We start from the raw sequence: 11128 nt of genomic DNA, 5'->3' as shown, positions 1-11128 counted from the left end.
CGCGGCGGTTTGACGCTGCTTTTCACGACGCTGACACTTGAATCGCACCCCCGCGGCAGCGCCGCACACCGATTCAAGGACCCCAGTATGACCGCCTATTTCGTGATCGAACTCGACGTCGAGGACGGCCCCAGCCTGGCCGAGTACGAACGCGAGGTCACCGAACACGTGGTGGCCGCCGGCGGCCGTTTTCTCGTGCGCGGCAACGACTACCGCCCGATCGAGGGCGACTGGCATCCCAAGCGGCTGATCGTGATCGAGTTCCCCGACCTCGACGCGGTGGAGCGCTACTACCACTCGGAACCGAACCAGACCCTCAAGCGCAAGCGCCTGGCCGGCACCGCCGGCAAGCCCGCCCGCGCGATCGCGATCCAGGGCGTGGCGCAGAGCGCCACCACCGGCGGCGCCACCTCGGGCGGTCCGCGCGAGATCGGCGTCGACGCCAACGGCGCGGTGATCTGGGGTGCCTGAGGCACCGAAGGACGCGCGATGAAAGCATCCGACGCCTCGTCCGAGGCGCCGCACCGGCTCACGCTGGTGCAGGCGGCTTCTCTGCTGCGCGACGGCGCGCTGCGCGCCGAGGACTACGTAACGGCGCTGCTGGCACGCTGCCATGCGGGCGCCGGGCTCAACGCCTTCAGCGCCATCGACGATCAGGCCGTGCTCGCCGCGGCGCGCGAGGCGGACCTGGCGCGCGCCGCCGGCCAGCCGCTGGGCCAGTTGCACGGCATTCCGCTGGCGCTCAAGGACAACATCGCGAGCGAGCGGCTGCCCACCACGGCCGGCACCGCGGCGCTGGCGGGCGCGCCCGCCGCGGCCGGTGCCCGCGACGCGGGCGTGGCGGAACGGCTCTATGCCGAGGGCGCGCTGCTGCTCGGCAAGAACACCATGCACGAGCTCGCGATGGGCTGGACCAGCGACAACCCGCACTTCGGCCGGGTCGGCAATCCGCACGCGCCGCAGCGCATCGCCGGCGGCAGCAGCGGTGGCAGCGCCGCGGCGGTCGCTGCGTTCATGGTGCCCGCGGCCATCGGCAGCGACACCAACGGCTCGATCCGCATTCCCGCGGCGCTGTGCGGAGTGGCCGGTTTCCGTCCTTCGGTCGGACGCTATCCCACCGAGGGCGTGGTGCCGCTGTCGCACACGCTCGACACGGTGGGCCCGATCGCACGCAATGCCGCCGACCTGGCGCTGCTCGACGCCGTGATGTCGGGCCAGCCGCCGCAGGCGCCGCCGCGCGGCCTCGCGGGCGTGCGCCTCGCGCTCTCGCCGCGCTACTACCTGTCGCGGCTCGAGCCCGAGGTCGAGCGCGCGTTCGAGAGTGCGCGGCGCCGACTCGCCGCGCACGGCGTGTGCTGGGTCGAGGCGGACGTGCCGGACCTGCATGCGCTCGCCGAAGGCATCGCGCCCACGCTGATCGGCCATGAATCGGCGCGTGCCCTGCCCGACTGGCTGGCGGCGCGCACCGGCGGCGTCTCGATGGACCGGCTGATGGCCGAGGCCGGTGCCGACCTGCACGAGGCGCTGCATGCCGCGCAGCAGGCCGTGAACAGCCCGGCCGCGCGCGACGGCTACCGGGCCGCGCTGCGGCGGCGCATGGCGCTCGGCGGCGCGCTGCAGCGCTACTTCGCGCAGCACGCCGTGCTCGCGCTCGTGCATCCGGTGGCGCGCGTGGCGGCACCGCTGGCCAGCGCGCCCGAAGCGCGCCGTTCGCCGGCGCCAGCCGTGCCGCTGGCCGCGGGCGGACTGATGACGGCACGCGAAGCCTTCGGCCAGAACGTCTCGCCCGCCAGCATCGCGGCCCTGCCCAGCGTGGTGCTGCCCGCGGGCTTCACGCGCGAGGGCCTGCCGGTGGGCATCGCCTTCGATGCGCCGCACGGCAGCGACGCGCGCCTGCTCGCGCTGGCCCAGGCACTGCAGCAGGCGCTGCAACACCCCCCAGAACAAGGCGCACCCGGTGCCATGCCGGGCAGCGCCGTGCACACCCTCGAACCACAGGCCCTGCCATGAAGAACTTCCAGCTCAGCGCGGTGCGGACCACCGGCACCGCGCCGCCACCCACGCATTCCACACCCGATTCACCACGAGCCGATGGCATCCGGCTCGCCCACGTGGCGCGGCGCTTCGGCAGCGGCGACGCCGAGCTGACCGCGCTGCGCGACATCGAGCTCGAGGTGCGCGCGGGCGAGTTCCTCGCGATCCTCGGCCCCTCGGGCTGCGGCAAGTCGACGCTGCTGCAGATCGTCGCCGGCCTGCTGGCGCCGAGCGCGGGCGAGGTGCTGTTTCGCGGCCGGCCGGTGACCGAGCCACCCGAGGGCATGGTCTACCTGTTCCAGCAGTACACCAAGTCGCTGCTGCCCTGGCGCAGCGTCGCGGGCAACGTGGCGCTGGCCTTCGAGGCCGACCGCCGCCTCGCCCGCCAGCAGGTCCATGCGCGCGCGTCCGAGTACCTGGGCCTGGTCGGTCTCGCGGGCTTCGAGAAGCACTATCCCTGGCAGCTCTCGGGCGGCATGCAGCAGCGCGTGGCGATCGCGCGCGCTCTCGCCGCCGAGCCCCGCGTGCTGCTGCTCGACGAGCCCTTCAGCGCGGTCGATGCGCTGACCCGGGTCGAACTGCAGGCGCTGGTGCTCGAGTTGCGGCGCCAGCGCGGCCTGACGGTGGTGCTGGTCACGCACGACGTCGACGAGGCCGTGTTCCTGGCCGACCGCATCGCGATCCTCTCAAAGCGGCCGACGGTGGTCGAGGAGATCGTCGAGACCCGCATCCCCCATCCGCGCGACGCCATCGAGACGCGCGAGCTGCCGCGCTTCCTCGAACTTCGGCACACGCTGATGGAACGGCTGCTGGGACGGGAGCCGCGGCCATGAGGCGCGCAGGCCTTGTCGAACGCTGGCTGCCCGGCACGCTCGCCGTCGCGGGCGTGCTCGCGGCCTGGGAACTGCTGGGCCGCAGCGGCGCGCTGAACCCGGCGCTGCTGCCGGCGCCGTCGGTGGTGCTGGCGACGCTCGTGGAGGTGGTGCGCGAAGACGCGCTGGCCCAGCCGATCGCGCGCACGCTGGCGCTGATGGCCACCGGCTACCTCATCGCCTGCGCCTGCGGCATCGCGCTCGGTGTCGCGATGGGCCGCAGCGAGGCCGTGCACGCGCTGATGGAACCGCTGGTCGAACTGGTGCGGCCGATTCCGAAGCCCGCGCTGATCCCGCCGCTGTTCCTGTTCCTCGGCATCGGCCTGCAGACCATGCTGTTCATCGTGGTGCTGGCCGCATTCTTTCCGGTGCTCATCAACACCGTGCAGGGCGTGCGCGGGGTCGACCCGGTGCTGCTGGATACCGCGCGCACGCTGCGGCTGTCGCGCCGGGCGACGGTGCTGCGGGTGGTGCTGCCGGCCGCGCTGCCGATGGTGGCCACCGGCATGCGCGTGAGCCTCGGCCTCGCGCTGACGCTGGTGGTGGTGGCCGAGATGCTGGCCGGCGAGAACGGCGTCGGCTTCCTGATCCTCGACATGCAGCGCGCGTTCCAGATCCAGAAGATGTACGCCTGGCTGGTGGTGCTGGCGCTGCTGGGCCTGCTGCTCAACGGCGCCTTCGAATGGGCCGAACGCCGCGCGCTGCCGTGGCGCGCCCACCTGTCCTGAGGTCGCCATGACCGCGTCGCACGTCTCTTCTTCCTCGCGCGCCCTGCCGCGCCTCGCGCGCACCGCCTCCGGCATCGCGCTGGTGATCGCGCTGCTGGCCCTGTGGGAAGCCTCGGCCCGCCTCGGTTGGGTCGACAGCCTCAACTGGCCGCCTTTCACCGCGGTGCTGGCCGCGCTGCGCGACGGCCTGCGGTCCGGCGAGCTGCCCGCGCTGCTGGGCAATACCCTGGGCTACATGCTCGCCGGCTATGCAGCCGGCAGCGCGGCGGGCATCGCGCTGGGCCTGCTGCTGGGCCTTTCGCCGCTGCTGATGCGCATCTTCAGCCCGCTGGTCGAGACCCTGAGGCCGATCCCGATCTCCGCGATCGTGCCGCCGCTGATCCTGTTCCTCGGCGTGGGCGATGCGCTCAAGATCTTCATCGTCGCCTTCAGCAGCTTCTTTCCGGTGCTGATCAACACCGTGGCCGGGGTGCGCGACGGCAGTCCGGTGCTGCGGCAGACAGCGCGCACCCTGCGCCTGTCGCGCGCCGCCACGCTGCGCAAGCTGGTGCTGCCCGGCGCACTGCCCGCGATCTTCGCGGGGCTGCGCACCAGCCTGGGCATCGCGCTGGTGGTGGCAATCATCGCGGAGATGGTCGCCGGCGCCAGCGGCATTGGCTACTTCATCGTGCAGGCCCAGTACGCCATGCAGCCCGCGCCCATGTACGCGGCCGTGCTGTGCCTGTCGATCGCGGGCTATGCGCTCAACCGCGCGATCCTGCGCCTCGAGAAGACCGCGCTGCCCTGGCACGGCCGCGCCTGAGAACGCGCTTCCTCTTTCCCTCACTCCGGAGATCCCCATGAAGTATGCTTTCACCGCATTGGCTTTCGCCTGCGCGTCGCTCTGCGGCGGCGCCTCGCAGGCCGCCGAGCTCGCCAAGGTCCGCGTCAACGTGCAGACCATCATCGACTGCGTTCCCGTGATCGTCGCGATCCGGCAGGGCTACTTCGCGCAGGAAGGGCTGGAGGTCGACACCAGCACCTCGGCCGGCGGCGCCGTCGGCATTCCCGGCCTGGTGGGCGGGGCCTACGACATCGCGCAGAGCAACACGGTGTCGGGCCTGCTGGCCTTCCACCAGGGGCTGGACGTGCAGGCGATCGCGCCGGGCGCCAAGATGCAGCCGCAGGCCCCCACCACGGAGATGGTGGGCCGCAAGGGCGAGACGTTCAGGAGCGGCGCCGACCTCAAGGGCAAGTCGATCGGCGTCAACAACCGCAACAGCATCGTGTGGCTCTATGCCCGTGCATGGGTCAAGGCGCGCGGCGGCGATCCCGCGAAGGTGAACTTTCGCGAGGTGCCGTTCCCGCAGATGGAGGACGCGGTGCGCCGGCGTAACGTCGACGCGGCCTTCATGGTCGAGCCCTTCAAGAGCGCGGCGGCGCGCCATGCCGAGCTGGCCGTGGTGGGCTCGCCCTTCAACGAGGTGCAGCCGGGCGCCGACGCGGGCCAGTACCTGACCACCGGCAAGTACGCCGCGCAGCATCCCGAGAACCTGCGCAAGTTCACGCGCGCGCTGCGCCGCGGCATCGACTGGTACAACGCCAACCTGCGTTCGCCCGAGGCGCTGCAGGTGGTGTCGGACTTCACGAAGCTGCCGGTGCCGGTTCTGCAGCAGATCAACCTGCCGCCGATGCCCACGCAGATCGAGGTGGCGCAGATCCGCAAGACGGCCGAGCTGATGCGCGACAACGGCATGCTCGCGAAGCTGCCCGACGTGGAGCGCTTCGTGAACGTGCCGGCGGCGGGCAATTGAAACGGGGCGGCCCGACGCCGCTTCAGGCGGCGGGGCCGGGGTCGCGGCGCTCGAGGTTGTCCGCCACCAGGGCCTGCACCTTCGCCACGTCGAGCGCATGCAGGTCGTCGCCACCGAGGAAGGCGGCCGCCGCGGCCGCGGCGCCCATTGCCATGCAGGATCCGATCACGCGGATCGCGCCGAGCGCAAAGGGCTCGGCATCGACGCAGCGGCCGGCCGCGACCAGGTTGCGCAGATCGCGGGAGACCATGGCGCCCAGCGGGATCCAGGTGATGTGCTCGTCGCCGAAGGTCTCCCAGTGCACGCCCTCCTCGCGGCCGTGGAACTCGATCGGCCAGGCGCAACGGCCGATGGCGTCGGGCAACCGTTCGCCGCTGCGCACCTGCGCGGTCGACAGCGTGCGCAGCGCCGCGATGCCGCGCGTCTGCCGCACGCCGGGCTGGCCCACCGACTGGATGCGCGCGCCGCCGAAGGCCTGCGGAAACTCGCCGCGCAGGAAGGCCATGACGCGGTCGATCTCGCCGCGCGCCTCGAGCGCCACGCGCGACATCGCCACGGCATCGAGCGGGGTCTGGAAATGCGTGAGGTTCACCAGGCACAGGTCGCGGCCCGGAAACTCGAAGACGAAGCCGTCGCGCCGCGCGAGCCCGTAGCGCGGCGCGGCCTGCTCGAGGCGCTCGATCACGGCGGCGCGCGTGGGCACGGGCCGGCCCAGCCCGGCGATCGAGAACATGCTGGTGCCATACACGGGCAGCTCGGCCTGCTGCAAGGTGGCGCCGGCCAGCGCGCCGAGCGCGGCATCGCCACTGGCATCGACGAAGCAACGCGCCGTCACCGACAGCGGCCCATGGCGGGTCCAGGCATCGATGCGCCGCAGCCGGTCGCTCTCGCGCCGCGCCTCGGCCAGCACCGCGCCGAGCACCACCTCCACGCCCGCGGCGCGCAGGTGCCTGGCATAGCTGCCGGCGAGCTCGTGCTCGTCGTACAGCCCCACGAAGCTGCGCCGGCCCGGCCGCCATGCGAGCGCGCCCGCTGCCTGCAGGTCCGCCAGCACGTCTCCCGCGAAACCGTAGCTCAGCTGGTAGGGTGCATCGCCCATCGAGAAGAAGCCGCAGAGCGTGCCGATCAAGCCGTTGACCGACTGTCCGCCGATCTGCGCGAGGCTGTCCACCAGCACCACTCGCAAGCCGAGCCGGCCCGCCTCCACCGCCGCCGAGACACCGGCGGCGCCGGCGCCGACCACGCAGAGGTCGGCCTCGAGCACGCGCCGCGCCGGCTGGCCCGGCAACGATTCGATGCGCCGCGGCTCCTTCATGCCGCCTCCTTCACGCAGCGGTTGCGCAGCACGCCGACATGGCCGATCTCGACTTCCACCTCGTCGCCTTCGGCCAGCCACAGCGGCGGTTGGCGCTTCGCGCCCACGCCGCCCGGCGTGCCCGTGACGACCACGTCGCCGGGCTGCAGCGTCATGAAGGTCGACACGTAAGCCAGCAGCCGGGGCACCGGGAAGATCATCCGGTCGGTGGACGACTGCTGCAGCGCGCGGCCATTCACGCGCGTCTCGACGGAAACGACGCGGTCGGCCGGCAGCTCGTCGAGCGTCACCAGCGCGGGACCGAAGGCGCCGGTATGCGGGAAGTTCTTGCCGGGCCCGAATTGATGCGTATGGTTCTGCCAGTCGCGCACGCTGGCGTCGTTGAAGCAGCTCACGCCGGCGACGTGCGCCCAGGCCTCGTGCTCGGCGATGCGGCGGCCGGCCTTGCCGATGACCAGCGCGAGCTCGCCCTCGTAGTCGAACTGCGAGGATTCGCGCGGAATGAGGAGCGGCGAGCCGTGCGCCTGCAGCGATTCAGCGATGCGCAGGAACACCGTCGGATGCGGCGCGACCGGACGCGCGGTCTCGGCACGGTGTTCCTCGTAGTTGAGGCCGATGCAGACGATGGTGCCCGGATCGGGCAGCACCGGCAGCAGCTCGACCTGATCGAAGCGCAGGTCGGGTGCCTCCGCACGCAGGGCGGCGGCCCGCGCGAGCGCATCGGCCGCGATCAAGGCCTTGAGCGTGGGCCATTCGGGTGCGAAGCGGCGACCGAGATCGAGCAGGCCGCCGGAAACCTCAAGGCCGTAGGAGGCACGGCCTTCGATGCTGTAGCTGAAGAGTTTCATGGAGTGCTTTCGATGGAGTTCAGGAAAAGGGGTGCCCGTGCCGATGCCGCGCCCAGTTCGCCGATGGGCACCACGCGCGACCAGTAGCGATCAGGCCGCAGCACCAGGGCCTCGGCCTGCAGCGCGTCGAGGAAGGCATCGAGCGCGCCGCTGCCGTCGCGCGCCTGCGCCAGTTCGGGGTTCGCCGCGAACGACAGGAAATCCTCGCGCGCGCGGCGCAGCGCGACCACGCGCAGCGGCACGCCGGGCGGTGCCAGCGAACGGGCCTGGGCGCGGAAGGCTGGCGAATCCCAGCCGATCACCGCGAAGCCGGTGCCGAGCAGTTCGTCGAGCCGGCACAGCGAGCGATCGGGCAGATCGACCATCGGCTGCGGCAGCAGCTCGGGACGGCAGGCCGGCCGGTCGAGCGGCTGGTGCAGTTCGAACCAGCCGTCGCGCAACCGCGGCCTGGGCTTGAAGCGCAGTTGCAGCACGTAGTCGCGCAGCGGCGGCACCAGGCAGGCGACACGCAGCAGCGTCTGCATCGCGGCCGCGCCCGCGCGGCTCTTGGGCTGCATGAAGGCACCGATGCGCAGTGCCATGCGGATCAGCGCCTGCGCATGCGGGCGGCGCTCGGTCTCGTAGCTGTCGACCAGTTCCTCGGGCAGGCCCCAGCGCGTGACGGCCGCGAGCTTCCAGGCGAGGTTGGCGGCATCGCGCAGCCCGCTGTTGAGGCCCTGGCCCGCGAACGGCGGCGTCAGGTGCGCGGCATCGCCGGCCAGCAGCACACGGCCGTGGCGCCAGCGTTCGGCCACGCGCGCATGGAAGGTATAGACCGCCTTGCGCACCAGCGGCAGCGCGCGGTCTTCGGGATGGCGCGCGGCCATCCAGCCGCGAAAACGCGCTTCGTCGAGCGCGAAGGCATCGTCCTCGCCCGGATGCAGCATGAATTCGTAGCGCAGCGTGCCGTGCGGTCCGGGCAGCCGGATCGCGGGGCGCAGCGGATCGCAGAAGGTCTGGGTATGGCGCAGGCTGCTGGTGCGCTCGGCCAGGTCGACGATGAGCCAGCGCTCGGGATGGGTGTCGCCCTGCAGCCGGATGCCGCAGAGTTCGCGCACGCGGCTGCGCGCGCCGTCGCAGCCGACCAGCCAGCGCGCCTCGACGCGCAGCTCGCCCGCGGGGCCGCGCACCCGGCAGCGCACGCCGTCGCCTTCGCCTTCGCCTTCGTCATCGAAGGACTCGAGCGCGTGGCCGAACAGCACGCGCGCGTCTTCCTCGAAGCGCGCGAGGCCCTCGCACAGCGTGCGCTCCAGCCGCGGCTGGTTGAAGGCATTGCGCTTCGGGTAGCCGTACTCCTGGCGCGTCGGCTGGATGCTCGCGAAAGGCTTGCCGCGCCAGGAGAAGTACTGCACGCCATAGCCGAGCACCAGGTCGCGCACCACCGCCTCCGCAAGGCCGGCCGACTGCAGCGTGCGCAGGCTCTCGTCGTCGAGCGTCACGGCGCGCGGCTCGCGCACGGTGGCCTGGTTGCGCTCGATCACGAGCGTGCGCACGCCGTGGCCGGCCAGCAGGTTCGCGAGCATCAGGCCCACGGGGCCGGCGCCGACGATCAGCACGTCGGCGCGCAGGGTTGGAGAATCGCTGGAAGTCCGCACGCCGCTCAGCTCCGCATGATCGCCATGCCCCAGCGGTTCAGCGTGCTCGGGTGGTGCGGCCAGAGGCCGGGCTCGTGGTCCTCGGGGCAGGACTCGAGGTCGCAGGAGATCTCGGCCAGGTTGCCGTCGGGATCGGCCACCATGAAGAAGGTGTCGTTGCCCGGCCCGTGCCGACCCACGCCCCATACCAGCGCGATGCGCTCGCCCGCCATGTGGTCGGCCCAGTCGCGCAGTCGCTCCCAGTCGCGCGTCTCGCAGGAGAAATGGTCGAAGCGCACCTGCGGCGCATGGAAGATCGCGAGCGCATGGTGCTCATGGTCGGTGCGCAGGAAGGCGGCGCGCAGCACGCCCGCGGCATCGCGCACGAAGTCGGAGACGACGAAGCCGAGTTCGTCGGCATAGAAGCGCGCAAGGCGCTCGGGGTCGGGCGTGCGCACCGCATAGTGCTGCAGCCGCGCCTCGGCGCGATCGCCTGGCGGCGGAGCCGCTGGCGGTCCGGCAATGAAGCACAGCCGCCGGCCCTCGGGATCGTCGAGCAGGAGCCGTGGTCCCGGCTCGCCCGTCTCCTCGAAGCGCGCGAAGGCGCGGCCCGCGAAGCGCCCGGAATAGGCGCGCAGCGCGGCCTCGTCGGCGAAGCGGAAGCGGCTTTGCGCGAGCTGGTTCGGCGCGCCCTCGTGCAGCGCCAGCACGCGCTGCGGCGCCACGCAGCGCAGCCCGTTCCCGCCCGCGGGCTGCGTCTCGCAGCGCAGGGCGCGCGCGTAGAAATCGGCCGCCAGCGCGGGCTGGGGCGTGGTCAGTTCGATCGCGTCGAGCACGGCACCGAGCGTCATTCGCGGTGCTCCCTCGCGGCCGATGCGGCGATGCCGAGCAGCAGGTCCGCCACCGCCCGCGGTGCCGTGAGGAAGGGCGAATGCCCGCTATCGAGTTCGTGCACGCGCGTGCGGTGGGCGGGCACGAAGGCGTCGGCGTCGGCGATGAAGCGGCGCGCGAGCGACGGCGGCACGGCGTTGTCGCGCAGGCAGAGCAGGTAGTGACGCTCGATCGCGCCCCAGCGGCGCGCGCTTAGAGCGATAGGTGTGGCCATGGGTGCGAACGGCATGTCGGGCGACAGCAGGTGCAGCGCCGCCGCCGCGTCGGCATCGGAGGCGTCGTTGTAGAAGGCCTCGCGCAAGGCGGCCCGGTAGGCGCCACCGGTGGCGAGCGGGTCGATGCGGAACGCGCCCGTGGCCGCCGGGGCGCCGAGCAGCACGGGGTTCACGCGCGCGGAGGCCGCTTCGGGCAGCCCGAAGTACGCGCCGATCGGCACGCCGGGCCCGGGCATGTTGCCGGCGATGTAGACCAGCGCCGCGATCTTCTCGCTCGCGCGCTCGCCCACCGCATGAAGCACGATGCCGCCCATGCTGTGGCCCGCGAGCACCACGCGCCGATGGCCGGCGGCGCGCAGCGCGTCGATGGTGGCGATCACGCTGTCGGCGTAGTCGTCCAGGCCGATGCCCGCGAGCGGCGACCGCTCGGCGAGAAAGGCAGCCTCCTGGCCGGGCCGGCCATGGCTGGCGGGGAAGCGCGCTGCGAGCCCGTGGCCGGGCAGGTCGCGGGCCACCGCGGCGACGCCGCCAGCCGCGAGCAGCGGCAGCACACGTTCGTAGCACCAGGCGCCGTGCCAGCCGCCGTGCACGAGGACGATGGCGGCTCTTTCGTCTCGGCGCGCGCCGGAAGCGGGGCCGCCGGCCATGGCCACGGAAGCGGCGGCCGCCTTGAACAGGTGTCGTTTGAAGATGTCGGGCATGGTGTGTCGAAGGGTTCGGGCAAGTGTTGATTTGCCCCGCCGCTGCGTCAAACCACCGGCCCGATTCCTAGAATTGCGTTTTGCAATAGGCGCGCGGCGCGCGGCGGGCAACCATCGC

Annotated in this window: 11 protein-coding genes; 6 read left to right on the top strand and 5 right to left on the bottom strand. The window is 72.3% G+C overall.

All coding sequences use genetic code 11. The annotated features are described in order from the left end of the window. Positions 1–87: 87 nt before the first annotated feature. The 6 genes from ACEN9J_RS31685 to ACEN9J_RS31660 are packed head-to-tail and all read left to right on the top strand — an operon-like array spanning position 88 to position 5427. A complete protein-coding gene (locus ACEN9J_RS31685; RefSeq protein WP_208512796.1) occupies positions 88–471 on the top strand; it encodes a DUF1330 domain-containing protein in 384 nt (127 codons plus the stop codon). An 18-nt stretch (positions 472–489) separates the two neighbouring features. After that, positions 490–2010, top strand: coding sequence for an amidase family protein (locus tag ACEN9J_RS31680; protein WP_413765264.1), 1521 nt, complete (start codon positions 490–492; stop codon positions 2008–2010). Then, a complete protein-coding gene (locus ACEN9J_RS31675; RefSeq protein WP_413765263.1) occupies positions 2007–2867 on the top strand; it encodes an ABC transporter ATP-binding protein in 861 nt (286 codons plus the stop codon). The genes ACEN9J_RS31680 and ACEN9J_RS31675 overlap by 4 nt, the downstream gene beginning before the upstream one ends. Beyond that, positions 2864–3634 (top strand): ABC transporter permease, encoded by a 771-nt coding sequence (locus ACEN9J_RS31670; protein ID WP_413765262.1) that lies wholly within the window; start codon positions 2864–2866, stop codon positions 3632–3634. The genes ACEN9J_RS31675 and ACEN9J_RS31670 overlap by 4 nt, the downstream gene beginning before the upstream one ends. Positions 3635–3641: 7 nt before the next feature. Beyond that, positions 3642–4436 carry an ABC transporter permease gene (locus ACEN9J_RS31665; RefSeq protein ID WP_413765261.1) on the top strand — a complete coding sequence of 265 codons (795 nt, stop codon included), beginning with the start codon at positions 3642–3644 and terminating at the stop codon, positions 4434–4436. Positions 4437–4473: 37 nt separating this feature from the next. Then, positions 4474–5427 (top strand): ABC transporter substrate-binding protein, encoded by a 954-nt coding sequence (locus tag ACEN9J_RS31660; protein ID WP_413765260.1) that lies wholly within the window; start codon positions 4474–4476, stop codon positions 5425–5427. Between the two features lie 22 nt (positions 5428–5449). On the opposite strand, the gene ACEN9J_RS31655 is transcribed toward ACEN9J_RS31660, so the two are convergent. The 5 genes from ACEN9J_RS31655 to ACEN9J_RS31635 are packed head-to-tail and all read right to left on the bottom strand — an operon-like array spanning position 5450 to position 11010. Continuing rightward, positions 5450–6742, bottom strand: a complete 1293-nt coding sequence (locus tag ACEN9J_RS31655) for an FAD-dependent oxidoreductase (protein ID WP_413765259.1) — start codon at positions 6740–6742, stop codon at positions 5450–5452. Beyond that, a complete protein-coding gene (locus ACEN9J_RS31650) occupies positions 6739–7590 on the bottom strand; it encodes a fumarylacetoacetate hydrolase family protein (RefSeq protein WP_413765258.1) in 852 nt (283 codons plus the stop codon). The genes ACEN9J_RS31655 and ACEN9J_RS31650 overlap by 4 nt, the downstream gene beginning before the upstream one ends. After that, complete coding sequence (locus ACEN9J_RS31645; protein ID WP_413765257.1) at positions 7587–9224, bottom strand: bifunctional 3-(3-hydroxy-phenyl)propionate/3-hydroxycinnamic acid hydroxylase; 1638 nt, start codon at positions 9222–9224, stop codon at positions 7587–7589. Before ACEN9J_RS31645 ends, ACEN9J_RS31650 begins: the two co-directional genes overlap by 4 nt. A 5-nt stretch (positions 9225–9229) precedes the next feature. After that, the gene (locus tag ACEN9J_RS31640) at positions 9230–10054 is read right to left on the bottom strand and encodes a VOC family protein (RefSeq protein WP_413765256.1); all 825 of its coding nucleotides are present in this window, start codon (positions 10052–10054) and stop codon (positions 9230–9232) included. Continuing rightward, the gene (locus ACEN9J_RS31635) at positions 10051–11010 is read right to left on the bottom strand and encodes an alpha/beta fold hydrolase (RefSeq protein WP_413765255.1); all 960 of its coding nucleotides are present in this window, start codon (positions 11008–11010) and stop codon (positions 10051–10053) included. The genes ACEN9J_RS31640 and ACEN9J_RS31635 overlap by 4 nt, the downstream gene beginning before the upstream one ends. Between the last annotated feature and the right edge of the window lie 118 nt (positions 11011–11128).

This window comes from Variovorax sp. Varisp41 (genome assembly GCF_047325085.1).
Lineage (GTDB): Bacteria > Pseudomonadota > Gammaproteobacteria > Burkholderiales > Burkholderiaceae_C > Variovorax.
This window is presented reverse-complemented; position numbering and strand designations above follow the sequence as displayed.